22 protein-coding genes are annotated in these 26,237 nt (G+C 71.1%); 18 read left to right on the top strand and 4 right to left on the bottom strand.

Annotated elements, in window-relative coordinates; all coding sequences use genetic code 11:
- Window positions 1-216: 216 nt before the first annotated feature.
- The 3 genes from metH to ABEB00_RS34715 all read left to right on the top strand — a co-directional run bounded on the left by metH (window position 217) and on the right by ABEB00_RS34715 (window position 6,588).
- Entirely contained in the window at window positions 217-3,732 is a 3,516-nt protein-coding gene (gene metH / locus ABEB00_RS34725; protein ID WP_345624715.1) for a methionine synthase, read from the top strand.
- A 138-nt stretch (window positions 3,733-3,870) separates the two neighbouring features.
- Complete coding sequence (locus ABEB00_RS34720; protein WP_345624714.1) at window positions 3,871-4,605, top strand: HAD family hydrolase; 735 nt, start codon at window positions 3,871-3,873, stop codon at window positions 4,603-4,605.
- A 381-nt stretch (window positions 4,606-4,986) separates the two neighbouring features.
- Window positions 4,987-6,588: an ABC transporter substrate-binding protein gene (locus tag ABEB00_RS34715; protein WP_345624713.1), complete on the top strand. Its 1,602-nt coding sequence runs from the start codon at window positions 4,987-4,989 to the stop codon at window positions 6,586-6,588.
- A gap of 146 nt (window positions 6,589-6,734) precedes the next feature.
- Here the strand turns inward: ABEB00_RS34715 and ABEB00_RS34710 are convergent, their stop codons facing one another.
- Both ABEB00_RS34710 and ABEB00_RS34705 read right to left on the bottom strand, forming a co-directional pair.
- The gene (locus tag ABEB00_RS34710; protein WP_345624712.1) at window positions 6,735-7,406 is read right to left on the bottom strand and encodes a response regulator; all 672 of its coding nucleotides are present in this window, start codon (window positions 7,404-7,406) and stop codon (window positions 6,735-6,737) included.
- Between the two features lie 127 nt (window positions 7,407-7,533).
- Entirely contained in the window at window positions 7,534-8,529 is a 996-nt protein-coding gene (locus tag ABEB00_RS34705; RefSeq protein ID WP_345624711.1) for a RecB family exonuclease, read from the bottom strand.
- Window positions 8,530-8,704: 175 nt separating this feature from the next.
- On the opposite strand from ABEB00_RS34705, the gene ABEB00_RS34700 reads away from it, so the two are divergent.
- From ABEB00_RS34700 to ABEB00_RS34690, 3 genes are all read left to right on the top strand, one after another.
- Entirely contained in the window at window positions 8,705-10,156 is a 1,452-nt protein-coding gene (locus tag ABEB00_RS34700; protein WP_345624710.1) for a site-2 protease family protein, read from the top strand.
- A gap of 47 nt (window positions 10,157-10,203) precedes the next feature.
- Entirely contained in the window at window positions 10,204-11,106 is a 903-nt protein-coding gene (locus ABEB00_RS34695; RefSeq protein WP_345624709.1) for a tRNA (adenine-N1)-methyltransferase, read from the top strand.
- A 226-nt stretch (window positions 11,107-11,332) separates the two neighbouring features.
- Window positions 11,333-11,911 carry a hypothetical protein gene (locus ABEB00_RS34690; protein WP_345624708.1) on the top strand — a complete coding sequence of 193 codons (579 nt, stop codon included), beginning with the start codon at window positions 11,333-11,335 and terminating at the stop codon, window positions 11,909-11,911.
- Window positions 11,912-11,984: 73 nt separating this feature from the next.
- On the opposite strand, the gene ABEB00_RS34685 is transcribed toward ABEB00_RS34690, so the two are convergent.
- Window positions 11,985-12,290 carry a ferredoxin gene (locus ABEB00_RS34685; RefSeq protein WP_345624707.1) on the bottom strand — a complete coding sequence of 102 codons (306 nt, stop codon included), beginning with the start codon at window positions 12,288-12,290 and terminating at the stop codon, window positions 11,985-11,987.
- Between the two features lie 244 nt (window positions 12,291-12,534).
- On the opposite strand from ABEB00_RS34685, the gene arc reads away from it, so the two are divergent.
- The 5 genes from arc (at window position 12,535) to prcA (ending at window position 18,319) form a co-directional block, all read left to right on the top strand.
- A complete protein-coding gene (gene arc, locus ABEB00_RS34680; RefSeq protein ID WP_345624706.1) occupies window positions 12,535-14,301 on the top strand; it encodes a proteasome ATPase in 1,767 nt (588 codons plus the stop codon).
- Window positions 14,302-14,537: 236 nt separating this feature from the next.
- A complete protein-coding gene (gene dop, locus ABEB00_RS34675; protein WP_345624705.1) occupies window positions 14,538-16,049 on the top strand; it encodes a depupylase/deamidase Dop in 1,512 nt (503 codons plus the stop codon).
- 167 nt (window positions 16,050-16,216) lie between these two features.
- Window positions 16,217-16,435 (top strand): ubiquitin-like protein Pup, encoded by a 219-nt coding sequence (locus ABEB00_RS34670; RefSeq protein ID WP_345624704.1) that lies wholly within the window; start codon window positions 16,217-16,219, stop codon window positions 16,433-16,435.
- A gap of 239 nt (window positions 16,436-16,674) precedes the next feature.
- Window positions 16,675-17,520 (top strand): proteasome subunit beta, encoded by an 846-nt coding sequence (gene prcB / locus ABEB00_RS34665; protein ID WP_345624702.1) that lies wholly within the window; start codon window positions 16,675-16,677, stop codon window positions 17,518-17,520.
- A 64-nt stretch (window positions 17,521-17,584) separates the two neighbouring features.
- On the top strand, window positions 17,585-18,319 hold the full coding sequence (gene prcA / locus ABEB00_RS34660; protein ID WP_345624701.1) for a proteasome subunit alpha: 735 nt from the start codon (window positions 17,585-17,587) through the stop codon (window positions 18,317-18,319).
- 29 nt (window positions 18,320-18,348) lie between these two features.
- Here prcA and ABEB00_RS34655 read toward each other — a convergent pair whose 3' ends face one another.
- Entirely contained in the window at window positions 18,349-19,401 is a 1,053-nt protein-coding gene (locus ABEB00_RS34655) for a LacI family DNA-binding transcriptional regulator (protein ID WP_345624700.1), read from the bottom strand.
- Between the two features lie 60 nt (window positions 19,402-19,461).
- Here ABEB00_RS34655 and ABEB00_RS34650 point away from each other — a divergent pair, with 60 nt between their 5' ends.
- The 7 genes from ABEB00_RS34650 (at window position 19,462) to ABEB00_RS34620 (ending at window position 26,230) form a co-directional block, all read left to right on the top strand.
- The gene (locus ABEB00_RS34650) at window positions 19,462-20,721 is read left to right on the top strand and encodes an MFS transporter (protein WP_345624699.1); all 1,260 of its coding nucleotides are present in this window, start codon (window positions 19,462-19,464) and stop codon (window positions 20,719-20,721) included.
- 9 nt (window positions 20,722-20,730) lie between these two features.
- Window positions 20,731-22,092 (top strand): Pup--protein ligase, encoded by a 1,362-nt coding sequence (pafA, locus tag ABEB00_RS34645; RefSeq protein ID WP_345624698.1) that lies wholly within the window; start codon window positions 20,731-20,733, stop codon window positions 22,090-22,092.
- 157 nt (window positions 22,093-22,249) lie between these two features.
- The gene (locus tag ABEB00_RS34640; protein WP_345624697.1) at window positions 22,250-23,251 is read left to right on the top strand and encodes an FKBP-type peptidyl-prolyl cis-trans isomerase; all 1,002 of its coding nucleotides are present in this window, start codon (window positions 22,250-22,252) and stop codon (window positions 23,249-23,251) included.
- Between the two features lie 61 nt (window positions 23,252-23,312).
- Window positions 23,313-23,684, top strand: coding sequence for an FKBP-type peptidyl-prolyl cis-trans isomerase (locus tag ABEB00_RS34635; RefSeq protein WP_345624696.1), 372 nt, complete (start codon window positions 23,313-23,315; stop codon window positions 23,682-23,684).
- Window positions 23,685-23,858: 174 nt separating this feature from the next.
- A complete protein-coding gene (locus ABEB00_RS34630) occupies window positions 23,859-24,860 on the top strand; it encodes a helix-turn-helix transcriptional regulator (protein WP_345624695.1) in 1,002 nt (333 codons plus the stop codon).
- An 18-nt stretch (window positions 24,861-24,878) separates the two neighbouring features.
- The gene (locus ABEB00_RS34625) at window positions 24,879-25,940 is read left to right on the top strand and encodes a helix-turn-helix transcriptional regulator (RefSeq protein WP_345624694.1); all 1,062 of its coding nucleotides are present in this window, start codon (window positions 24,879-24,881) and stop codon (window positions 25,938-25,940) included.
- Window positions 25,937-26,230, top strand: coding sequence for a hypothetical protein (locus ABEB00_RS34620; protein WP_345624693.1), 294 nt, complete (start codon window positions 25,937-25,939; stop codon window positions 26,228-26,230). Before ABEB00_RS34625 ends, ABEB00_RS34620 begins: the two co-directional genes overlap by 4 nt.
- The last annotated feature ends 7 nt before the right edge of the window (window positions 26,231-26,237 follow it).

Raw genomic sequence — 26,237 nt, 5'->3', positions numbered from 1 at the left:
GCTCCCCGGCCCCCTCCGTAGCTTCCCTCCGCTTCCCCCCCCCGCCTCCCCCCGTTTCCTCCGCGCCCTTCCTCGTCCGTCCCGTGGACGCCCCCGACCATTCGCGGCGCGTCCCGGCTACCCTGACGGCGTGCGTCCTCCCCGGCCCGCCCGTGACCGGGCATCCTGCGGGAAGCCGCAAAGCCGACAGCCGTCGCATCCTAGGGAGCCCCGTTCATGGCCTCGTCGCCGTCCACCCCGCCCGCCGACACCCGGACCCGTGTAGCCGCCCTGCGCGAGGCCCTCGCCACCCGCGTGGTGGTGGCCGACGGCGCGATGGGCACCATGCTCCAGGCCCAGGACCCCACGCTGGAGGACTTCCAGCAGCTAGAGGGGTGCAACGAGGTCCTGAACCTGACCCGGCCCGACATCGTCCGCTCGGTGCACGAGGAGTACTACGCCGTCGGTGTGGACTGCGTCGAGACCAACACGTTCGGCGCCAACCACTCCGCCCTCGCCGAGTACGACATCCCGCACCGCGTCCACGAGCTGTCCGAGGCCGGCGCCCGGGTCGCCCGCGAGGTCGCCGACGAGTTCGCCGCGAAGGACGGCCGGCCGCGCTGGGTACTGGGCTCCATGGGCCCCGGCACCAAGCTCCCCACCCTCGGCCACGCCCCGTACGGCCTGCTGCGCGACGCCTACCAGCAGAACGCCGAGGGACTGGTCGCGGGCGGCGCGGACGCCCTGCTGGTGGAGACCACCCAGGACCTGCTGCAGACCAAGGCCGCCGTGCTCGGCGCCCGCCGCGGCCTGACCGCGCTGGGCCTGGACATGCCGCTGATCGTGTCGGTGACGGTGGAGACGACCGGCACCATGCTGCTCGGCTCGGAGATCGGCGCGGCGCTGACCGCGCTGGAGCCGCTGGGCATCGACATGATCGGCCTGAACTGCGCGACCGGCCCGGCCGAGATGAGCGAGCACCTGCGCTTCCTCGCCCGCCACTCCCGCATCCCGCTGTCCTGCATGCCCAACGCCGGTCTGCCGGTCCTCGGCAAGGACGGCGCCCACTACCCGCTCTCCGCGACCGCGCTGGCCGACGCGCAGGAGACCTTCGTCCGCGAGTACGGCCTCTCCCTGGTGGGCGGCTGCTGCGGCACCACCCCCGAGCACCTGCGCCAGGTCGTCGAGCGGGTCCGCGGCGCCGCCCCGACCGTGCGCGACCCGCGTCCGGAGCCGGGCGCGGCCTCGCTGTACCAGTCGGTGCCGTTCCGCCAGGACACCTCCTACCTCGCCATCGGCGAGCGCACCAACGCCAACGGCTCGAAGAAGTTCCGCGAGGCGATGCTGGACGGCCGCTGGGACGACTGCGTGGAGATGGCCCGCGACCAGATCCGCGAAGGCGCCCACATGCTGGACCTCTGCGTGGACTACGTGGGCCGGGACGGCGTCGCCGACATGGCGGAACTGGCCGGCCGCTTCGCCACCGCCTCCACCCTCCCGATCGTGCTGGACTCCACCGAGGTCCCCGTCATCCGTGCCGGACTGGAGAAGCTCGGCGGCCGCGCGGTGATCAACTCGGTGAACTACGAGGACGGCGACGGCCCCGAGTCCCGGTTCGCGAAGGTCACGGAGCTGGCGCGGGAGCACGGCGCCGCGCTGATCGCGCTGACCATCGACGAGGAGGGCCAGGCCCGCACCGCCGAGAAGAAGGTCGAGATCGCCGAACGGCTGATCGACGACCTCACCGGCAACTGGGGCATCCGCGAGGAGGACATCCTCGTCGACTGTCTGACCTTCACCATCTGCACCGGCCAGGAGGAGTCCCGGGGCGACGGCGTCGCCACCATCGAGGGCATCCGCGAGCTGAAGCGCCGCCACCCGAAGGTGCAGACCACGCTCGGCCTGTCGAACATCTCCTTCGGCCTGAACCCGGCCGCCCGCATCCTGCTGAACTCCGTCTTCCTGGACGAGTGCGTCAAGGCCGGCCTGGACTCGGCGATCGTGCACGCCTCCAAGATCCTGCCGATCGCCCGCTTCGACGAGGAGCAGGTCACCACCGCCCTCGACCTCGTCCACGACCGGCGCCGTGAGGGCTACGACCCGCTGCAGAAGCTGATGGCCCTCTTCGAGGGCGCCACCGCCAAGTCGCTCCGGGCGTCCAAGGCGGACGAACTGGCGGCGCTGCCGCTGGAGGAGCGCCTCCAGCGCCGGATCATCGACGGCGAGCGCAACGGCCTGGAGGCCGACCTCGACACCGCCCTTCAGGCCCGCCCCGCGCTGGAGATCGTCAACGAGGTGCTGCTGGAGGGCATGAAGGTCGTCGGCGAGCTGTTCGGCTCCGGCCAGATGCAGCTTCCGTTCGTGCTCCAGTCGGCCGAGGTGATGAAGACGGCGGTCGCCCACCTCGAACCGCACATGGAGAAGAGCGACGACGACGGCAAGGGCACCATCGTGCTCGCCACCGTCCGCGGCGACGTGCACGACATCGGCAAGAACCTCGTCGACATCATCCTCTCCAACAACGGCTACACCGTCGTCAACCTCGGCATCAAGCAGCCGGTCTCGGCGATCCTGGAGGCCGCCGCGGAGCACCGGGCCGACGTGATCGGCATGTCGGGTCTGCTGGTGAAGTCCACGGTGATCATGAAGGAGAACCTGGAGGAGCTGAACCAGCGCGGCATGGCGGCCGACTTCCCCGTCATCCTCGGCGGCGCCGCGCTCACCCGCGCCTACGTCGAGCAGGACCTGCACGAGGTCTACGAGGGCGAGGTCCGCTACGCGCGCGACGCCTTCGAGGGACTGCGGCTGATGGACGCGCTGATCGGGATCAAGCGCGGGGTGCCGGGGGCCAAGCTGCCGGAGCTGCGGCAGCGCCGGGTGCGGGCCACGGCCTCCGTCGAGGTCGAGGAGCGCCCCGAGGCCGGACACGTCCGCTCCGACGTCGCCACCGACAACCCGGTTCCCGAGCCCCCCTTCCGCGGCACCCGCGTCATCAAGGGCATCCAGCTCAAGGAGTACGCCTCCTGGCTGGACGAGGGCGCCCTGTTCAAGGGCCAGTGGGGCCTGAAGCAGGCCCGCACCGGCGAGGGCCCGTCCTACGAGGAACTGGTCGAGACCGAGGGCCGGCCCCGGCTGCGCGGCCTGCTGGACCGGCTCCAGACGGACAACCTGCTGGAGGCGGCCGTCGTCTACGGCTACTTCCCCTGCGTCTCCAAGGACGACGACCTGATCGTCCTCGACGACGCCGGCAACGAGCGCACCCGTTTCACCTTCCCGCGCCAGCGGCGCGGCCGGCGCCTGTGCCTGGCCGACTTCTTCCGCCCGGAGGAGTCCGGCGAGATCGACGTGGTCGGCTTCCAGGTCGTCACCGTCGGCTCCCGCATCGGCGCGGAGACCGCCCGGATGTTCGAGGCCAACGCCTACCGCGACTACCTCGAACTGCACGGCCTCTCCGTCCAGCTCGCCGAGGCCCTCGCCGAGTACTGGCACGCCCGCGTCCGCTCCGAACTGGGCTACGGCGGGGAGGACCCGGCCGCGATGGAGGACATGTTCGCCCTGAAGTACCGGGGCGCCCGCTTCTCGCTCGGCTACGGCGCCTGCCCCGACCTGGAGGACCGGGCGAAGATCGCCGCTCTGCTGGAGCCCGAGCGGATCGGCGTCCAGCTCTCGGAGGAGTTCCAGCTCCACCCCGAGCAGTCCACCGACGCCATCGTCATCCACCACCCGGAGGCGAAGTACTTCAACGCCCGCTGAGCCGCCCGCTGAGCCGCCGCTGAGCCGCCGTACCGCTCACCGGGCACACCGCTCCCGGGCGTCGTACACTGGTCGGTCCACCGCAGGCCGGTTCCCGTCACGGGAACCGGCCTGACCGTCCCTCAAGGAGGTCAGTGGATGACCAGTACGGTCCCCGCGCCCGGCACCCGTCCGGCCGAAGGTTCCGCCCTCCAGGCCGTGCTCCTGGACATGGACGGCACCCTGGTGGACACCGAAGGCTTCTGGTGGGACGTCGAGGTGGAGGTCTTCGCCGCCCTCGGCCACACCCTGGACGACTCCTGGCGCCACGTCGTGGTCGGCGGCCCGATGACCCGCAGCGCCGGTTTCCTCATCGAGGCCACCGGCGCCCGCGTCTCGCTCGCCGAGCTGACCGTGCTGCTCAACGACGGCTTCGAGAAGCGCATCACCCGCACGCTGCCGCTCATGCCCGGCGCCACCCGGCTCCTGGCCGAGCTGTACGCCCACCAGGTCCCCACCGCGCTCGTCTCGGCCTCCCACCGGCGCATCATCGACCGGGTGCTCGCCTCGCTCGGCGCCCACCACTTCGCCCTGACGGTCGCGGGCGACGAGGTGGAGCGGACCAAGCCGTACCCGGACCCGTACCTGACCGCCGCGGCCGGACTCGGCGCGGACCCCGGCAGATGCGCCGTGGTCGAGGACACCGCGACCGGCGTGGCCGCCGCCGAGGCCGCGGGCTGCCAGGTCGTCGCGGTGCCGTCGGTCGCCCCCATCACGCCCGCCGCCCGGCGCACCGTCGTGACCTCGCTCGAAGAAGTCGACCTGGCATTCCTGCGCGGTCTGATGACCCCCGCGGACCGGGTCACGCCTTCACCCAGCGTGCGGCCGCGATAACACGGCAATTTCGGGAAAGGAATTCACCTGCCCGGAACGGCCGAATTCTCGCCGCCCCACCCGCACCCGGCTATGTGACGTTCCCCACGCCCCCGGGGGTCGACAGGGAACTGCGCCTGTGCTGTCCGCTCCATGTCGAGGAGCGTCGGCGGGACCATGTGTCCTGATTCATAGACGCCTGCGCCAATTCTTCCACTGTCGGGTTTTCGGTCTGTCCACGCCCGGTTTCGCTGCGTGATGAGCGGTCAACTCCGGTGGCTGTGAACCCTCGTGCGAGCGCGGACTAATCTCGTCGCGAGAACCCCGCCCCCAGCCCGTGATCCGCCGCGACACCCCTGCACGCGAGATACGCGGAACCGACAGCTCTGGAGAAACTCGAGCATGAACCGTAAGACTTTGGTGCTGCCGGCCGTGGTCGGCCTGCTCGCGCCGGTGCTCGCCGCGTGCGGCGGGTCCGACGGCGGCAGCGGCGGTGACGCGATCGTCGTCGGCACCACGGACCGGTTCACGGTTTCCAAGGACGATCCCGCGCCCCTCGACCCGGCCTACGCCTACGACGTCGGCACCTGGAACATCCTGCGCCAGACCGTGCAGACCCTGATGGTCCAGCCGCGCGGCGACGGGGAGCCGGTGCCCGAGGCGGCCGAGCAGTGCGGATTCACCGACACGGGCAACGAGCGGTACTCCTGCACCCTGCGCGACGGGCTGGAGTTCGCCAACGGCGATCCGGTCACCGCGGCCGACGTGAAGTTCTCCTTCGAGCGGGCCATTTCCCTTGAGGCCGACACCGGGGTCTTCTCGCTGCTGTCCACCGTCGACACCGTCGAGACGCAGGGCGACCGCGAGGTGATCTTCCACCTCAAGACCGCCGACGCCACCTTCCCCTTCAAGCTGTCGACCCCGGTCGCGGGCATCGTCAACCCGAAGGACTACGAGAAGGGCAAGCTGCGCGAGGGCTTCGCGGTGGACGGCTCCGGCCCCTACACGCTGGAGGCCGAGAGCGACGGCGGCGAGCTGACCAAGGTGGTGTTCACCAAGAACCCCACCTACAAGGGCAGCCTGAAGGTGAACAACGACAAGGTCGAGCTGGCCTCCTTCGCCGACGCCGAGTCGATGGGCTCCGCCCTCGAAAAGGGCGACATCGACCTGATGACCCGCGCGATGACGCCGGAGCAGATCCAGAAGCTCTCCGAGGCCACCGACAGCGACGTGGACCTGGTCGAGGTCGCCGGTCTGGAGATCCGCTACCTCGGCTTCAACACCAGCGCCACGACCGTGAAGAGCAAGGCCGTCCGCCAGGCGATGGCCCAGGTCGTCAACCGCAGCGAACTCGTCGCCGACGTCTACGGTTCGCAGGCCGAGCCGCTGTACTCGATGGTCCCGGCCAGCATCACCGGCCACTCCAACTCGTTCTTCAACAAGTACGGCGACCCGAGCGTCGACAAGGCCAAGACGATGCTGGAGCAGGCCAACATCACCACCCCGGTGAAGCTGACGCTGCACTACACCACCGACCACTACGGTGCGGCCACCAAGCAGGAGTTCGAGCAGCTCCAGAAGCAGCTCAACGACAGCGGCCTCTTCGACGTCCAGATCGAGGGTCAGGCCTGGGAGAAGTTCCGCCCGGCGGAGAAGGAGGGCGAGTTCGACGTCTTCGGAATGGGCTGGTTCCCCGACTTCCCCGACGCCGACAGCTTCATCGCCCCGTTCCTGGACGAGAACGACACCCTCAACTCGCCGTACGACAACACCGAGATCATCAACACGCTGATCCCGCAGTCGCGGCGGGAGGCCGACCGGCTGGCGGCCGGCGAGAGCCTGACCGAGATCCAGGACATCATCGCCGACGACGTGCCGCTGCTGCCGCTGTGGCAGGGCAAGCAGTACGTCGCCACCCGCGACGACGTCACCGGCACCGCCTACGTCCTCAACTCCTCCTCCTCGCTCCAGCTCTGGGAGCTGGGCCGCGGCGTCAGCGAGTGACCCGCCCCGGCCGGCCCCGCGCGGGCCGGCCGGAACGACGCACGAGACACGAGAAGGGCGCCCCCGCCGGACGGGGGCGCCCTTCTCGTCCTCCCGGCGGCCACGACCGCCGCCCGCTGCCTGCCGCGCTGCTCGCCGCCTGCCGACTACTGCGCGCCGGGGCGCACCAGCCCGCTCTCGTACGCGTACACCGCGGCCTGCACCCGGTCGCGCAGACCGAGCTTGGTCAGCACATGGCCCACGTGCGTCTTGACGGTGGTCTCGCTGACGAACAGGTCGGCGGCGATCTCCGCGTTGGACAGCCCGCGCGCCACCAGCTTGAGCACCTCCACCTCGCGGTCGGTCAGGGTGTGCAGGGTGTCCGGGACCGGTTCGTCGCCCGACGGCAGATGGGTGGCGTACTTGTCGAGCAGCCGCCTGGTGATGCTCGGCGCGAGCATCGCCTCCCCGGCCGCCACCACCCGGATCGCCTGCACCAGTTCATTGGCCGGGGCGTCTTTGAGCAGGAAGCCGCTGGCACCGGCCCGCAGCGCCTCCACCACGTACTCGTCGAGGTCGAAGGTGGTCAGCACCAGAACCTTCGCCGGGCCGTCCCGGCCGGGACCGGTGATCTGCCGGGTCGCCTCCACCCCGTCCATCCGCGGCATGCGGATGTCCATCAGGACCACGTCGGGCTGGAGGGCCCGTACCTGGTCCAGGGCCTGAAGGCCGTCTCCGGCCTCGCCGACGACCGCGATCTCCTGCTCCGCCTCCAGAATCATCCGGAAGCCCGTACGCAGCAGCGGCTGGTCGTCGACCAGTAGGACGCGGATGGCCACGTAAGTCTCCTTCGCTAGTCCGCCCTCATTCTGCCCTGCCGCCCCGGCGGCAGCGGTCGCCGGGGCGGCAGGGCAGCCGCGGGGACCAGGGCGCCCCGGGGCGCCGCACAGCCACCGCGCCGCGGAGTCAAGGCCGGGTGGTGTCGAGCCCCGCCACCGTCACCGGCAGGGGATAGGGCGGGGGAGTGCCGCCGAACTCCGGGCAGTGGGCCTGGTGGTCGCACCAGCCGCAGAGCTTGGTGGGCCGGGGCCGCCACTGACCGGTCTCGGTCGCCAGCCGGATCGCCTCCCACAGCGCCAGCAGCTTGCGCTCGACCCGCTCCAGGTCGGCGACGACCGGGTCGTAGGTGAGCACGTCACCGCTGCCGAGGTAGACGAGCTGCAACCGCCGCGGCACGACCTTCTTCAGCCGCCACACCACCAGGGCGTAGAACTTCATCTGGAACAGCGCGCCTTCGGAGTACTCCGGCCGCGGCGCCTTGCCCGTCTTGTAGTCGACGATCCGCACCTCGCCGGTGGGTGCCACGTCGACCCGGTCGATGATGCCGCGCAGCCGCAGGCCCGACTCCAGCTCGGTCTCGACGAACAGCTCCCGCTCGGCAGGCTCCAGCCGGCTCGGGTCCTCCAGTGTGAACCAGCGCTCCACGAGCCGCTCGGCCTCGGAGAGCCAGCGGGCCAGCCGCTCGCCCTCCGGGTCGTCGGCGAACAGCTCCTCGACCTCCGGCCTGGTCTCGCGCAGCCGGTCCCACTGACCGGGGACGAGCGCCTTCGCCCGCGGCGGGGTCCGCTCGGCGGCCGGGGCGTCGAAGAGGCGCTCCAGCACCGCGTGCACCAGAGTGCCCCGGGTCGCCGCCTCGCTCGGCTTCTGGGGGAGCCGGTCGATCACCCGGAACCGGTACAGCAGCGGGCACTGCATGAAGTCGCCGGCACGCGAGGGGGAGAGGGAGGAGGGCGCCTTGGCGGCCGGGACGGGTACGGGGGTCTCCGCGCCCTCGTCCCCAGCCGTCGCCGTCGCCGTCGCCGTCGCCACAGCCGTCGCCGTCGGCTCGGCCGGCGCCCGCGTACCGGCCGGCGTGGCGGGGCCGCCCGGCCCCGCCGCGACACCCTCGATGCTCGTCTCCATGCGAAAGACCATAAGGCCCGCCACTGACAACCCCCCCAGCCGCGGCCGTGACGCCTGATGCGCGGGGCGAGCACAGTGGGGTGCCGGGGCGGAACGGGGCGCGACGGCCGCATACCATCGAGTGGAGACCCTTCCGCCCGGCAGGCGCGGAGGACGCTTCGATCGAGGGGACACCGTGGACGTGAGCGGCGGGAGCGGACAGCCGCGGTCCGGCAGTGACGAGCCGGCCGAGCAGCACGAAGGGCCCGCGGTCCCGGCTCCCGACCCGGCACACCCCGACCCGGCCCCCGACGGCGCCACCACCCCCGGCGACACCACCCCCGCGGCCCCGCCGGTTCCCGCGCCCGGCCCCGGTAAGCACGCCGGCGGCTCCCGGCCGTTCCCGCACGCCCCCGCCGGCCACCACACCGGAGAGCACCGGGCGCCCGGCGGACCCGGCGGACGCGGCTCCGGGCGCCCGCCCCGGCGGCCCCGCGAGCCCGGCGGCGGACTGCTGATGGGGCGGCCGTTCGGCGTGCCCGTCTACGTCGCGCCCAGTTGGTTCCTGGTCGCCGCCCTGATCACCTGGGTCTTCGGCGGCCAGCTCGACCGCGTCCTGCCCGAGCTGGGTGCCGCCCGCTATCTGGTCTCCCTGTTCTTCGCGGTCGCCTTCTACGCCTCCGTACTCGTCCACGAACTGGCCCACACCGTCGCCGCCCTCCGCTTCAAGCTCCCGGTCCGCCGCATCCAGCTCCAGTTCTTCGGCGGCGTCTCCGAGATCGAGAAGGAGGCCGAGACACCCGGCCGGGAGTTCGTCCTGGCCTTCGTCGGCCCGCTGCTCTCGCTCGTCCTCGCCGGCCTCTTCTACCTCGCCCTGCAACCGGTCGAGCCCGGCACCGTCCCCGGTGTGCTGCTGGCCGGCCTGATGATCTCCAACCTGATCGTGGCCGCCTTCAACCTGCTGCCCGGCCTCCCCCTGGACGGCGGCCGGATGCTCCGCGCCGTGGTCTGGAAACTGACCGGCAGGCCGATGACCGGCACCATCGCCGCCGCCTGGGTCGGCCGGGCGCTCGCCCTCTCGGTCCTGATCGGCCTGCCGCTGCTCACCCAGTCCGGCGCGCTCGGCTCCGACGCCGTGGACAACGTGGGCATGGACACGGTCATGGACGCCCTGCTGGCCGCCATCCTCGCCGCGATCATCTGGACCGGTGCCGGCAACAGCCTGCGCATGGCCCGCCTGCGCGAGCACCTCCCCGAGCTGCGCGCCCGCAACCTCACCCGGCGCGCCGTCCCGGTGGAGACCGCCACCCCGCTCTCCGAGGCGCTGCGCCGCGCCAACGCCGCCGGGGCCCGCGCCCTGGTCGTCGTCGACGGCGACGGCAGCCCGCTGTCACTGGTCCGTGAGGCCGCCATCGTCGGCGTACCGGAGCACCGCCGCCCCTGGGTCGCCGTCAGCGGCCTCGCCCAGGACCTCACCGACGGCATGCGGGTCTCGGCCGAGCTGGCCGGCGAGGAACTCCTCGACGTCCTGCGGGCCACCCCGGCCACCGAGTACCTCGTGGTCGAGGACACCGGGGAGATCTACGGCGTGCTCTCCGCGGCCGACGTCGAGCGCGCCTTCGTCAAGGCCATGGCCCGGCCCTCCTGACGCCCGGCGTGGTCGGCGGCCCTCCCGGCTGCCGGTAGGCTGGTCACATGTCCGAACCGACCGGTGCCGCCCGCAGGCGCGGGCCCTTCAAGGTCGGGGACCAGGTTCAGCTCACCGACCCCAAGGGCCGCCACTACACGTTCACGCTCGAGGCCGGGAAGAACTTCCACACCCACAAGGGTTCCTTCCCCCACGACGAGCTGATCGGCGCTCCCGAGGGCAGCGTTGTCCGTACCACCGGGAACGTCGCCTATCTCGCGCTGCGCCCCCTGCTCCCCGACTATGTCCTGTCCATGCCCCGCGGGGCCGCAGTCGTCTACCCGAAGGACGCGGGCCAGATCCTGGCCTTCGCCGACATCTTCCCCGGCGCGCGCGTCGTGGAGGCCGGGGTGGGCTCCGGTTCGCTGAGCAGCTTCCTGCTCCGCGCCATCGGCGACCAGGGCATGCTGCACTCCTACGAGCGCCGCGAGGACTTCGCCGAGATCGCGCGGGGCAACGTGGAGCGCTACTTCGGCGGCCCGCACCCCGCCTGGCAGCTCACCGTCGGTGACCTCCAGGACAACCTGTCCGACACCGAGATCGACCGCGTGATCCTCGACATGCTCGCCCCCTGGGAGTGCCTGGAGGCCGTGTCGAAGGCGCTCGTCCCCGGCGGCATCCTGTGCTGCTACGTGGCGACCACCACCCAGCTCGCCCGGACCGTGGAGTCCATCCGGGAGATCGGTTCCTTCAACGAGCCGACCTCCTGGGAGAGCATGATCCGCAACTGGCACGTCGAGGGACTGGCCGTCCGCCCGGACCACCGGATGATCGGCCACACCGGCTTCCTGCTCACCGCCCGCCGCCTCGCCGACGGGGTGGAGCCGCCCATGCGGCGCCGCCGCCCGGCCAAGGGCGCCTACGGCGAGGACTACTCCGGACCCAACGCCGACGGAGGCGCCGGCCGCTGAGCGGTCCCCGCACCACCACCAACGTGACGACGCCGTGGCAGAGTTCCCCGCGCCCCGAGGGAACTGCGCCACGGCGTCATCACGTTGACCCGGCCGCACGTCGCGCGCCCCGGGACGGTAGCGGGCCGGACCCCATCGGGTACCCACCCCGCCGTTCCCTCCTCCTGTGACGTGTGGCACGATGCTGGCCATCCCACCGGCACAGCCCTCACAGGAGACACTCCTCGTGCAGCACTCCGCCGTTCCGGACCTGGCGCACACCCGTACCCGGCCCATCCACTGGGTCGCCACCGCGACCGCCATCGCCGCCGTGGTGGCCCTCTCCTCGGTGCTGCAGCCCGACGCCGCCACGGCCGCCCAGGCGGCCGGCCCGCCGGCGAAGACCGCCCCGGTGCACGGGACGCCACCCGATCCGGCGGCCGTCACGTTCCCCCTGGAGTGCGGTCCCGTCAAGGCGGTCGTGCAGCAGAAGGCCACCGGCGACCTGGACGGCGACGGCCGCCCGGAGACGGTCGCCGTGGTCCACTGCGACGCCCCCATGGGCACCCCGCCGGACGGGGTGTACGTCCTCACCCAGGGCGCCGACAGCGACGAACCGCGCGTGGTGGCCACCCTCGTCGAACCGAAGGACCGGCAGACGGTCACGGACTTCGCGGTGCGCGGCGGCGCCGTCCTCGCCACGCTCCTCGGCTACTCCACGGCGGACGTGCCCAGTTGCTGCCCCGACACCGAGGACGACGCGAAGTGGCAGTGGAAGAACGCCGCGTTCGTACGTTCCACCCCGGCCGGGGCCCGCACGGTCTGACCGAGCCGCTCGCCGGACAGCGTCGCGACATCAGGCGACGGTCACGGAGCGTGCATCATCGGTCACGATTTGGTCACTCTGCGTCCGGACCGTAGATCTCGACGCTGTCCGAAACGCGACGTACGTGGATGCAGTCGCCCGGACACTCCTTCGCGGAGTCGACCACGTCGGTGAGGAGCGGCAGCGGCACCGGCGTTGTCGCGCCCTTGTCCTGCAGCAGCTCGTCCTGCGCGCCCTTGACGTAGGCCAGGCCGTCGATGTCCAGCTCGAACACCTCGGGCGCGTACTGGGCGCAGATGCCGTCGCCGGTGCAGAGGTCCTGATCGATCCAGACCTCCAGTGCCTCGCCGGCGACTCCGGCCTCCTGCTGCACGCTCATCTCTCCTGCCGTTTCTCCCTCGGGCCCGACGGGAATCCGGCCAGCTCCGACGGGTGTTGAACACTTCGACCCTACCCCCGGCTGCTTTCCCCGTGCGTTGGGTGGGTATTGGCCTGGCGTGAGGGAGAGCGCAAGGGTGAAGATCGGACACACCCCGACAGTCTTTGTGATCTAGGGGTTTCAATCGACACCCACCCAGGTAGGGTCTGGAAGCGTCCAGCTCCCCTTGGAGGAGGTGAGGACCGTGGCAGCCCACGACGACGACATGAACCGCGGCATCCGCCCGGGACGCGGGTCCGACGACCCGGCCGGGCAGATTGCCTACCTTGAGCAGGAGATCGCCGTCCTGCGACGCAAGCTCGCCGACTCTCCGCGGCACACGAGAATTCTCGAAGAGCGGATCGTCGAACTGCAGACCAACCTGGCCGGCGTCTCCGCGCAGAACGAGCGGCTGGCCAATACCCTCCGGGAGGCCCGCGACCAGATCGTGGCCCTCAAGGAAGAGGTCGACCGGCTGGCGCAGCCGCCGGCCGGCTTCGGCGTCTTCCTTCAGGCCAACGAGGACGGCACCGCCGACATCTTCACCGGGGGCCGCAAGCTCCGGGTGAACGTCAGCCCCGGCGTCGAGCTCGAAGGACTGCGGCGCGGCCAGGAAGTGATGCTCAACGAGGCGCTCAACGTGGTCGAGGCCATGGAGTACGAGAGCGTCGGCGACATCGTCACCCTCAAGGAGATCCTGGAGGACGGCGAGCGCGCCCTGGTGACGGGGCACACCGACGAGGAGCGGGTCGTGCGGCTCGCCGAGCCGCTGCGGGGCATCACCATCCGCCCCGGCGACGCCCTCCTGCTCGAACCGCGCTCCGGCTACGTCTACGAGGTCGTTCCCAAGAGCGAGGTCGAGGAACTCGTCCTCGAAGAGGTCCCCGACATCGGCTACGAGCAGATCGGCGGCCTCGGCGGGCAGATCGAGATGATCCGGGACGCGGTGGAGCTGCCGTACCTCTACCCGGACCTGTTCAAGGAGCACGAGCTGCGTCCGCCCAAGGGCGTCCTGCTCTACGGGCCTCCCGGATGCGGTAAGACGCTGATCGCCAAGGCGGTCGCGAACTCGCTGGCCAAGAAGGTCGCCGAGGTGACCGGTCAGGCCACCGGCAAGAGCTTCTTCCTGAACATCAAGGGTCCCGAGCTGCTCAACAAGTACGTCGGTGAGACCGAGCGGCAGATCCGCCTGGTCTTCCAGCGGGCCCGTGAGAAGGCCAGCGAGGGCACCCCCGTCATCGTCTTCTTCGACGAGATGGAATCCCTCTTCCGCACCCGCGGCTCCGGTGTCAGCTCGGACGTGGAGAACACCATCGTCCCCCAGCTCCTCGCCGAGATCGACGGCGTGGAGGGCCTGCAGAACGTGGTCGTGATCGGCGCCTCCAACCGCGAGGACATGATCGACCCCGCCATCCTGCGGCCCGGCCGGCTCGACGTGAAGATCAAGATCGAGCGTCCGGACGCCGAGGCGGCCAAGGACATCTTCGGCAAGTACCTCACCGAGCGCCTCCCGCTGCACGTGGAGGATCTCGCGGAGCACGGCAAGGACAGGTCCGTCACCGTCCAGAGCATGATCCAGGCGGCGGTGGAACACATGTACGCCGAATCCGAGGAGAACCGCTTCCTGGAAGTCACCTACGCCAACGGCGACAAGGAAGTCCTTTACTTCAAGGACTTCAATTCCGGCGCCATGATCGAGAACATCGTGGGCCGCGCCAAGAAAATGGCGATCAAGGACTTCCTCGACAAGAGCCAGAAGGGGCTTCGGGTCTCCCATCTCCTCCAGGCATGCGTGGACGAGTTCAAGGAGAACGAGGACCTGCCCAACACCACCAATCCGGACGACTGGGCCCGCATCTCCGGAAAGAAGGGTGAGCGGATCGTCTACATCCGTACCCTCGTCACCGGAAAGCAGGGCGCGGACACCGGACGCTCCATCGACACGGTGGCGAACACCGGTCAGTACCTGTAAAAAGCAGGGTGGCTGCGGGTGCCCTCAGCGGGTACCCGCAGCCGACTGTTTTCTGCCGGGCACGGCCGGAGCGGAGCAATGACGGAAATGATCTCCCCACCAGCGCGGCGGCGTTCTAGGCTCTGCCATACCGCCGAGTCGCGCAGTGCGGGGACGGGCACCGCACACGCACCGGAGCGCCAGCGGTACGTGAGCGGCGTCCCCGACCGAGGGCGCCGCCGGGCAAGGAGGGCCGCATGACCGTACGGCGAGTAATGGGCATCGAGACGGAGTACGGGATCTCCGTCCCCGGTCACCCCAATGCCAATGCCATGCTCACCTCGTCCCAGATCGTCAACGCCTACGCGGCGGCGATGCACCGGGCACGGCGGGCGCGCTGGGACTTCGAGGAGGAGAACCCGCTGCGCGACGCGCGGGGCTTCGACCTCGCCCGGGAGACCGCCGACTCCAGCCAGCTCACCGACGAGGACATCGGCCTGGCCAACGTGATCCTCACCAACGGCGCCCGGCTCTACGTGGACCACGCGCACCCCGAGTACAGCTCGCCCGAGGTCACCAACCCGTGGGACGCCGTGCTGTGGGACAAGGCCGGCGAGCGGATCATGGCCGAGGCCGCCGAGCGGGCCGCCCAGTTGCCCGGCGCGCAGTCCATCCACCTCTACAAGAACAACACCGACAACAAGGGCGCCTCCTACGGCACGCACGAGAACTACCTGATGAGGCGGGAGACCCCGTTCTCGGACATCGTGCGCCACCTGACGCCCTTCTTCGTCTCCCGCCAGGTCTTCGCCGGAGCGGGCCGCGTCGGCATCGGCCAGGACGGGCACGAGCACGGCTTCCAGCTCAGCCAGCGCGCGGACTACTTCGAGGTCGAGGTGGGCCTGGAGACGACGCTCAAGCGCCCCATCATCAACACGCGCGACGAGCCGCACTCCGACGCCGAGAAGTACCGCCGGCTGCACGTGATCATCGGGGACGCCAACCTGTCCGAGATCTCGACCTACCTGAAGCTGGGTACGACCGCCCTGGTCCTGTCGATGATCGAGGACGGCTTCATCGCCGTCGACCTCGCCGTCGACCAGCCGGTGCGCACGCTCCACCAGGTCTCCCACGACCCGACGCTGAGGCAGCACGTCACGCTGCGCAGCGGCCGGACGCTCACCGCGGTCCAGCTCCAGATGGAGTACTACGAACTGGCGCGCAAGTACGTCGAGGAGCGGTACGGGGCGGACGCGGACGACCAGACCAAGGACGTCCTGGCGCGGTGGGAGGACACCCTCAACCGCCTGGAGAACGACCCGATGTCCCTCGCCGGCGAGCTGGACTGGGTCGCCAAGCGGGAACTGATGGAGGGCTACCGCCGCCGGGACGACGTCGACTGGGACGCCGCCCGGCTGCACCTGGTCGACCTCCAGTACGCCGACGTGCGCCCCGAGAAGGGTCTCTACAACCGGCTGGCGGCCCGGGGGCGCATGAAGCGCCTGCTGGGCGAGTCCGAGGTCGAGCGGGCCCGTACGAAGCCGCCGGAGGACACCCGCGCGTACTTCCGCGGCCGCTGCCTGGAGCAGTACGCGGACGACGTCGCGGCGGCGTCCTGGGACTCGGTGATCTTCGATTTGCCGGGCCGGGACTCCCTGCAGCGCGTCCCAACCCTGGAACCGCTTCGCGGAACGCGTAATCACGTGAAGGAGCTGCTCGACCGCTGCCGCACGGCGGAGGACCTGGTCAGGGTGCTGTCCGGGAACTGAGTGGGTACCCGGGTCCCCCGGGCCGGACGGGATGGAGAAGGTCGCGTCCGGGAATCATCGAGGTGGTGCCGCACTTGCGAGAAGCGCGGGGCCGATGTCAGACCCGGCTTGTAGGGTCTGATCTTGACCGAGCAACTGTGTCGGGCGAACCGAGCGGGGTGAGGGTGATGGCGACCAAGGACACCGGCGGCGGGCAGCAGAAGGCCACGCGTTCCACCGAGGAGGCCGAGGAGCAGGCGCAGGACGCGCAGGCCACGGAGGACCTCAAGGAGCGCCAGGAGAAGCTGAGCGACGACGTCGACTCCGTCCTGGACGAGATCGACGACGTCCTGGAGGAGAACGCCGAGGACTTCGTGCGGTCCTTCGTGCAGAAGGGCGGCCAGTAGGCCCCGCGGCCGGGCCGGGGGCCGCGTCGCACGCGGCCTCCGCCCGGGCCCCGGAGGGGTCTTCGCGCTTCCGCCCCCGCTTTCGCGCAGGAGGTGGATCACCGCCGCGGGGCGGGTAGGGTCCGTGGCGTACCGTGCTCCGGCCGCACCGCTGAGCCGGGGCACACCCACGAACGGCCCGACGTCGTACGGCGGGCTCTCGCACACATGCATCACGAGCATCAAGTGGAAGGAATCGCGTGGAGGCCAACACTCGTAGCACCGGGCGTCTGCCGGCTGCCTTCCTGACGCCCGGGTCCTCTTCCTTCATGGACTTCCTCGGCGAGCAGCAGCCGGAACTGCTCCCGGGCAAACGGCAGCTTCCGCCGGTGCAGGGTGTGATCGAGGCGCCGCACGGCACCACGATCGTGGCCGTGACGTTCGACGGCGGCGTGGTGCTGGCCGGCGACCGGCGGGCCACCATGGGCAACGTCATCGCGCAGCGGGACATCGAGAAGGTCTTCCCCGCCGACGAGTACTCCGCGGTGGGCATCGCCGGCACGGCGGGCCTGGCCGTGGAGATGGTGAAGCTGTTCCAGTTGGAGCTGGAGCACTTCGAGAAGGTCGAGGGCGCGACGCTGTCCCTGGAGGGCAAGGCGAACCGCCTCTCGACGATGATCCGCTCCAACCTCGGCATGGCGATGCAGGGACTGGCCGTGGTGCCGCTCTTCGCCGGGTACGACATCGACCGCGGCAGGGGCCGCATCTTCTCCTACGACGTGACCGGCGGGCGCTCCGAGGAGCACCACTTCGCCGCCACCGGGTCGGGGTCCGTCTTCGCCCGCGGCGCGATGAAGAAGCTCTACCGCGGCGACCTGAGCGAGGACGAGGCCACCACCCTGGTGGTGCAGGCCCTGTACGACGCGGCGGACGACGACTCGGCGACCGGCGGCCCCGATGTCGCCCGCCGGATCTACCCCATCGTCACCGTGATCACCGACGACGGCTTCCGCCGGCTGACCGACGACGAGTCGTCCGGGATCGCCCGGTCCGTGCTGGAGCGGCGGCTGGAGCAGCCCGACGGCCCGCGGGCCTCGCTCCTCTAGCGGCGAGCCGCTCGCCTTGTTGCCAGGTGGTCCAGTGACTTCGACAGAAAGGGACGGATAACCGGTGTCGACGCCGTTCTATGTCTCACCCCAGCAGGCCATGGCCGACCGGGCCGAGTACGCCCGCAAGGGCATCGCCCGGGGCCGCAGCCTGGTCGTGCTGCAGTTCGCCGACGGCATCGTCTTCGTCGGCGAGAACCCGTCCCGCGCGCTGCACAAGTTCAGCGAGATCTACGACCGGATCGGCTTCGCCGCGGCCGGCAAGTACAACGAGTACGAGAACCTGCGGATCGGCGGCGTGCGCTACGCCGACCTGCGGGGCTACACCTACGACCGGGACGACGTGACGGCCCGCGGGCTCGCCAACGTCTACGCCCAGACGCTGGGCACCATCTTCTCCAGCGCCGCGGAGAAGCCGTACGAGGTGGAGCTGGTCGTCGCCGAGGTCGGGGAGACGCCCGAGGGCGACCAGATCTACCGGCTGCCGCACGACGGTTCCATCGTGGACGAGCACGGGTCGGTGGCGGTCGGGGGCAACGCCGAGCAGATCAGCGGGTACCTGGACCAGCGGCACCGGGACGGGATGACGCTGGCCGAGGCGCTGCGGCTGGCCGTGCAGGCGCTCTCCCGCGACACCAACGGCAGCGAGCGGGAGATTCCCGCCGAGCGCCTGGAAGTGGCCGTGCTGGACCGCAGGCGGCCGCAGAAGCGCAAGTTCAAGCGGATCGTGGGAAGCCAGTTGTCGCGGCTGCTGGAGGAGTCGGGCGGCTCGGCGGCCGCCGAGCCGGACGAGGAGTAGAGGAGCAGCGGCGGGACGACGCCGGCGGCTCACCGCACCGGTGCGGTCGAGCCCCGGACGACAAGCTGTACCGGGATGTCGCCGGCCTCCGGCGTACGGCCGTCCAGGACCGCCAGCAGGGCCCGCATGCCGCGCTCGCCGAACAGCTCCGCGTCCAGCCGGACCGTCGTCAGCTCGGGGTCGATGGCGGTGGCCAGCGCCAGGTCGTCCAGACCGGTGACCGAGAGGTCGTCGGGGACCCGCAGCCCCAGACGGCGCAGCGCCTTGTAGGCACCGGCGGCCAGTTTGTCGTCGTCGCAGACGAGCGCGGTGGGACGGGGGCCGGCCGCCGCGAGAGCGCCGGCCGTGGCCGCCTGCGCGCCCTCGATGGACAGGGGCGCGCGGACCGTGCGCAGTTCGGTGCCCGGGACCGCGGCCAGCCGGGCCGCCAGTTCCCGGGCCCGTACGTCGAAGGTCCAGGACGCCACGTCCGCCGCCAGGTGGAGGAAGCGGCGGTGGCCCAGGGCGAGCAGGTGCTCCGCGATCTGGCGGGCCGCGTCCGCGATGTCGAGGTTCACCGTCGTCGTGCCCAGGCTGCCTTCGGGATCGCTGTCCAGCATCACCAGGGGGAGCTGGTCGCCGCGGATCGCGGTGAGCGCGTCGGCGGCCATCGAGGAGGCGATCACGCCGTCCAGGGCGGCCCGCGCGGAGGCGAAGGGGTCCCGGGCCGGCCCGATGCCCTCGGGCGAGGGGTACAGGACCACGCCGAAGCCGTGCGCGGCGGCCACCCGGGCGGCGCCGGTGTAGACCCCGGCGAAGAACTCCGTGGTCAGGGCCGGCACCACGAGGAGGACGGTGCGGGTGTGGCCCAGGCGCAGGTTGCGGGCGGCCAGATTGGGGCGGTAGCCGAGGTCGTGCGCGGCCTGGCGTACCCGCTCGGCGGTCGGCTCCGAGACCCGTCCGCGCCACTTGTCCCCGAGCACCAGGGAGACCGCGGCCTGCGAGACGCCGGCGGCCTGGGCGACGTCCCTGCTGGTCGGACGCGTGCTGCCTCGTACCACCGTGGGCCCGCTCCTTCGTCTGGACTCGTGAACAGCGGCCATGGTACGTATGGAGCATCTAGTTATACGTACAACGTGCGGGATCGGCGAGGGGAGTCGGGCGTGGCCACGGGGTATCTGGAGATTCTCCGGGCGCGGCATGCCGTCCGGTTGCTGGCCGGCACGCTCGTCGGGCGGCTGCCCAACGCCACGGCGGCGATCGCCATCGTGCTGTTCGTGCGGGCCGAGGGCGGGACGTACAGCCTCGCCGGGGCGCTCGCCGCCGTCTACGGGGTCGCCAACGCCGTGGGGCAGCCCGTGCTCGGCCGGCTGGTGGACCTCTACGGCCAGCCGCGCGTGCAACTGCCCGCGGCCCTCGCGTCGGCGGCGGCGACGGCCGTCTTCGCCTTCACCGGCACCGGGCAGGCGGCGGTGGCCTGCGTCGCGGTCGCCGCGGCGGGCCTCTTCACCCCGCCGCTGGAGGGCGGACTGCGGGCGCTGTGGCCCAGCGTGCTGCCCAAGGAGGGCCAGGTGCACACGGCGTACGCGATGGACGCCGTGGCCCAGGAGGTGATGTTCACCGTCGGGCCGCTGCTCGTGACCCTCTGCGTGGCGCTGTGGTCGGCGCAGGTCGCGCTGATCGTGCTCAACGTGATCGGGGTGCTCGGCGCCCTGTCGGTCGTCGTGTCGCCGCCCGCACGCGCGTGGCGGTCGGCACCGCGCGAGGCGCACTGGCTGGGCGCGCTCAGGTCGCCGGGGCTGCTGGCGCTGCTCGGCGCCTTCCTGTTCGTGGGGGTGGCGCTCGGCTCCATCACGGTCGCGGCCGTGCCGTACGCGGACGAGCGCGGCGGCGACGCCGTGTACGGGTGGCTGATGGCCGCCCTGGGGCTCGGCGCGCTGCTCGGCGGTGCCGGGTACGGGGCGCGGCGGTGGACCGGCGACCCCGCCCGGCGACTGCGGGCGCTGGTGGCTCTCCTGGCGGTGTGTTACCTGCCGCTGACGCTGATGCCGGGCGTGGTAGCCATGGTGCTGCTCACCATGGTCGCGGGGGTCTTCCTGGCGCCGGCCATCGCCTGCGCCTTCGTCCTCGTCGACCGGCACGCGCCCCGGGGCACGGTGACGGAGGCGTTCTCCTGGCTGGTGACCACGTTCACCGTCGGCGCGTCGGTCGGCACCGGGCTGGCGGGGCCGGTCGTGGAGGCGGGCGGCACGCTCTGGGGGTTCGTCCTGCCGGGCGCCGCGGGATTCGTCTCCCTGCTGGTGCTGACGGCCACCGGACGGGTCCTCGCAGCTCCCGCGCGGCAGGCGGTGGTTGCGGCTTCATCGGAAAATGATCCAAACCGTGCCGTCGAACCCCGTTTCAGTTCAGGGGATCGGGCGTAATGTTCAGTCATGGACCGCCGCATTTTCGGGCTGGAGAACGAGTACGGCGTCACGTGCACGTTCAGGGGACAGCGCCGCCTGTCGCCTGACGAGGTGGCGCGGTACCTCTTCCGCCGTGTCGTGTCATGGGGCCGCAGCAGCAATGTCTTTCTGCGCAACGGCGCCCGCCTCTATCTCGACGTCGGATCACATCCGGAATACGCCACACCCGAATGTGACAACGTCACCGAGCTCGTCACCCACGACAAAGCGGGCGAGCGCATTCTGGAGGGACTCCTGGTAGACGCGGAACGACGCCTGCACGAGGAGGGAATCGCGGGTGACGTCTACCTCTTCAAGAACAACACCGACTCGGCGGGCAACTCCTACGGCTGCCACGAGAACTATCTGGTGGCCCGGCACGGGGAGTTCTCCCGGCTCGCGGACATCCTCATCCCGTTCCTGGTGACAAGGCAGCTACTCTGCGGCGCCGGAAAGGTGCTGCAGACGCCGCGCGGTGCCGTGTACTGCGTCAGCCAGCGGGCCGAGCACATCTGGGAGGGCGTCTCCTCGGCGACGACCCGCTCCCGGCCGATCATCAACACGCGCGACGAACCGCACGCCGACGCCGAGCGCTACCGCCGCCTGCACGTCATCGTGGGCGACTCGAACATGTCCGAGACGACCATGCTGCTCAAGGTCGGCGCCACCGACCTGGTGCTGCGCATGATCGAGGCGGGCACCGTCATGCGGGACCTCACCCTGGAGAACCCGATCCGGGCGATCCGCGAGGTCAGCCACGACATCACCGGACGGCGCAAGGTGCGCCTGGCCAGCGGCCGGGAGGCGTCCGCGCTGGAGGTGCAGCGGGAGTACTTCGACAAGGCCGTGGACTTCTGCGAGCGCCGGGGCATCCGCACCGGCACCGTCGAGCAGGTGCTGGAGCTGTGGGGCCGCACCCTGGACGCGATCGAGGCGGAGGATCTCGACCGGATCGGCACCGAGATCGACTGGGTCATGAAGTACAAGCTCATCGAGCGCTACCGGGCGAAGCACAACATGACCATGTCCCACCCCCGGGTCGCGCAGATAGACCTCGCCTACCACGACATCCACCGCCGTCGTGGCCTGTACTACCTGCTGGAGAAGAGAGGCCAGGCGGCCAGGATCGCCAACGATCTGAAGATCTTCGAAGGCAAGTCCGTCCCGCCGCAGACCACTCGGGCCCGGCTGCGCGGCGACTTCATCCGGCGGGCCCAGGAGCAGCGCCGGGACTTCACGGTCGACTGGGTCCATCTCAAGCTCAACGACCAGGCCCAGCGCACGGTCCTGTGCAAGGACCCGTTCCGTTCCGTGGACGACCGGGTGGAGAAGCTCATCGCCGGAATGTGAGAGTCGGACGTGTGACACGTGGGGCGGGACACGTGGTCCGCACGAAATGCCGGAACGCCACACGGGCGCCGTACGTTAGCCGTACGGCGCCCTTCTCACGCCGTAGAGTCTGTGCGCACCCCACCAGCCGAGATCGACCGATTACGAGGCCCCCACCGTGCGCCGACGCTCAGTTCTCATCGCCGTTCCCGCCGGACTGGCCACTCTCGCCGCGTGCGGCGACGACGGGGCCGAATCGAGCGAGGCCGGCGAAAGCGCCTCGCCCTCGGCGTCGGCCACCTCGGCGGCACCGGCGCCCAAGATCGTCGACGGTCCGCTGCCCGCGATCACGGCCGGCACGAAGTTCGACCAGAAGCCGACCGTCGCCAAGGGCTCCGGCGAGCCGTCCTCGCAGCTCGCGGTGAAGACGGTCATCGCCGGCGGCGGCGGCCCGGTCGCCGAGAACGACTTCGTGGCGGCGAACTACCTCGGGCAGATCTGGACCAGCGCGAAGGTCTTCGACAACTCCTACGACCGCAAGACCCCGCTGATCATCCAGCTCGCCCAGGGCAGCATCATCGACGGCTGGCGGTACGCGCTGGCCGGCAAGAAGGTCGGCAGCCGCGTCGAGTTCTCCGTCCCGCCGACCTGGGGGTACGGCGAGCAGGGCAACGAGGACGCGGGGATCAAGGGCACCGACACGCTGGTCTTCGTGGTCGACGTGCAGGACACCTTCAACGGCAGGAGCTCGGCCAAGGGCAAGGAGGTCGCCCAGGACGACATCTCCCTGCCCAAGGTCGGCACCGGCACCGACGGCAAGGCGCCCTCCATCGAGGTGCCCGACGCCGACGCGCCGACGAAGCTCGTCGCGAACTACATCCTGGAGGGCGACGGCGCCGAGGTGGCCGCCGAGGACAGCATCCTCGTCCAGTACAAGGGCGTGCTCTGGGACGGCGGCAAGGAGTTCGACTCGACGTACAGCCGCAAGCAACTGACGTCGTTCTCGTTGCAGCAGGTCGTCAAGGGCTGGGGGCAGGGTCTGACCGGCAAGAAGGTCGGCAGCCGCGTCCTCGTCGTGGTCCCGCCGAAGCTGGGCTACGGCGACAACCCGCCGCAGGGCAGCGGCATCGAGAAGGACTCCGTCCTGGTCTTCTCGGTGGACATCCTGGCGAAGATGTGACGCCCGGAAGATGCGAGACTTGAGTCTGTTGCCTTTCCGTAGACACGCAGGAGCTGAAGACGTGAGCATCGACAAGCCCGAGATCGACTTCCCGGGCGGCGAGCCCCCGGCGGACCTCGAGATCAAGGACATCTGGGAGGGCGACGGCGCGGTGGCCGAGGCGGGCCAGACCGTCACCGTCCACTACGTGGGTGTCGCCTTCTCCACGGGTGAGGAGTTCGACGCGAGCTGGAACCGCGGCGCCCCCTTCCGCTTCCCGCTGGGCGGCGGCCGGGTCATCAAGGGCTGGGACCAGGGCGTGCAGGGCATGAAGGTCGGCGGCCGCCGCCAACTGACCATCCCCGCGCATCTCGCCTACGGCAACCAGAGCCCCACCCCGGCCATCAAGCCCGGTGAGACGCTGATCTTCGTCGTCGACCTGCTCGGCGTCTGAGCCTCGCGCCACGCCGAGGGTGGTCCGCTCGTCGTACCGACCGTGTACGGATCCGATCGGAAACGATCACCTGGGGTCCATGCCTGTCCAGGCATGGGCCCTCGGCTTTTGCCAGGCCACCGCGGGGCGGTACGGTCATCGGTCGTAAGCATCACAAGGAGGCGAAGGGCGTCGATGGCCATTGCCAAGGCCGAGCGGCTGATGAATCTGGCGCTGTGCCTGCTCGGCACCCGCCGGCCGCTCAGCAAGCGCGAGCTGCGCGAGTCCATCGAGGCCTACGTCGAGGCGTTCGGGCCGGCCGGCGGCGTGGCCTTCGGCGGGGAGCAGGGGCCGGTCGGCTCCGACGACGCCTTCAACCGCATGTTCGAGCGGGACAAGGACGACCTGCGTGAGCTGGGGCTGGTCATCGAGACCGTGGAGAGCCTCGACGGCGAGATCGGCTACCTGGCCCGCCGGGACAGCAACCGCCTGCCGCCCATCACCCTCGACGCCGAGGAGGCCGCCGCCCTCGGACTGGCCGCCAAGGTCTGGCAGCAGGCCCGGCTGGCCGGCGCCGCCAGCGGCGCCCTGCAGAAGCTCCGCGCGGCCGGGCTGCCCGAGGACGTCGACCCGTACGAGGCCCATGGTGCGCTGGAGCCGCGCATCCCCGTGCACGAGGCCGCCTTCGAACCGCTGATGCTGGCCTGCCGGGACCGCCGACCGGTCGTCTTCGAGTACCGCAAGGCCACCGCCGCCCGTCCCGAGCCCCGGCAGGTCGAGCCGTGGGCGCTGGAGTGCTGGCGCGGGCACTGGTACCTGGCGGGTTTCGACCGCGACCGCGGTGCCGAGCGGGTCTTCCGGCTCTCCCGGATCACCGGCAAGGTGCGCTCGCGGGTCGGACGGTTCACCGCCCCCGTGCCGGACGTCGTCACCGTCCGCGGGACCGTGGAGAGCTGGGCGGGCGAGACCGCCGACCGCTCCGCGTCGATCCGGCTGCGCACGGGCGCCGGGTACCCCCTTCGGGCGAAGGCCACGGCGGTGCGGGAACTCGGCGACGGCTGGGACGAGTTGGAGATTCCGTACGGGCACGGCCTGGACGCATGGCTGGTGGAGTTCGGGCCGGACGTGGTGGTCCTCGGGCCGGCCGAGCTGCGGGCCGACGTGGTGGACCGGCTGCGCGCCGTCGCCAAGGGCTGAGGGGGAGCGGACAACACAGTGGCAGGCAAACCGGTCAGGACCGTCAACGCCATCGACCAGACCCGGCGGATGCTCTCCCTGGTGACCTATCTCAGGGAACGCCCAGGGGCGCGGATCGAGGACGTCGCGCGCGCCTTCGGGATCACCGAGGACGAACTGGTCTCCGACCTCGACGTGCTGCCCATGTGCGGTACCAGCTTCCGCGGCGGCGACCTGCTCGACATCGACACCGACGGGGAGCGCATCTGGTGGCACAACCCGGCCGCCCTCGGCGCGGACGCCGCCGAGCCGCTGCGGCTCGCCGCCGACGAGGCCACCGCGCTGCTGGTCGCGGCGCGGGCGGTGGCGACCCTGCCCGGTCTGCGCGAGAGCGACCGGCAGGCGCTGCTGCGCGCGACGGCCAAGGTGGAGGCCGCGGCGGGCGAGGTGGCCGGCGCCAGCTCCCGGCTGTCGGTCACCTTCGAGTCCGAGGGCGGGGTCTTCGCCGACGTCGACCGGGCCATCTCCGAGCGGCGCCGCCTGTGGATCCGGTACTACTCCCCGGCCCGGGACGAGGTCACCGAGCGCGAGATCGACCCGATCCGCCTGGTCAGCGTGGGCCACACCTACGTCGAGGCGTGGTGCCGCCGCTCCGAGGCGCGGCGCACCTTCCGGCTCGACCGGGTCGCCGAGATCAAAATCCTCGACGAGCCGTCCGCGCCCCCGCAGATCGAGCCGCGCGACCTGTCCCAGGCGCTGGTGCAACCGGCCGCCGAGGACCCGGAGGTCGTCGTGGAGGTCGGCCCGGGCGGACGCTGGGTCGCCGAGTACTACCCGCACGACCAGGCGGACGAACTGCCCGACGGCGGGCTCCGCATCACCCTGCGCACCCCCGAACCCGCCTCGCTCAAGCGCCTCGCGCTGCGGCTGGGACGGGACGGCCGGATCATCGCGCCGGGCGAGCTGGCCGACACCGCCCGCCGGGCGGCGCGGGAGGCGCTGGCGGCGTACGACGGCGTCGAGACGGTGACGGCCGACGCCGCGCCGGCCGGAGTCGCGGTGCACGCGGCGCAGGACGACGAGCAGGAGCGGGTGCTGTGAGCGAGTCGGTGACGCCCGGTGCGACGGGCGTGACGGTGGCGTCCGCGTTCGCCGGGATGCGCGGCGTGGCGCCGGTGGTCTTCCGGGCGGGCTGTCCGGAGTGCCGGGGCAGTTTCGAACTGGCCGCGAGCGCACTGCGCCTGGCCATCGGCGCCACGGACCGTACGACGTTCTACTCGTTCACCTGCCCCGACTGCGACACGGCCGTCCGCAAGCCGGCGGGGGAGCGGATCGTGGAGCTGCTCACCGGCGGCGGGGTGCGGACCCTGCGGCTGCACCCCACGGTTTAGGACCGGG

The organism is Streptomyces ziwulingensis (genome assembly GCF_039542605.1).
Lineage (GTDB): Bacteria > Actinomycetota > Actinomycetes > Streptomycetales > Streptomycetaceae > Streptomyces > Streptomyces ziwulingensis.
The sequence above is the reverse complement of the archived record's forward strand: the minus strand, read 5'-3'. Positions and strand labels throughout refer to the sequence as shown.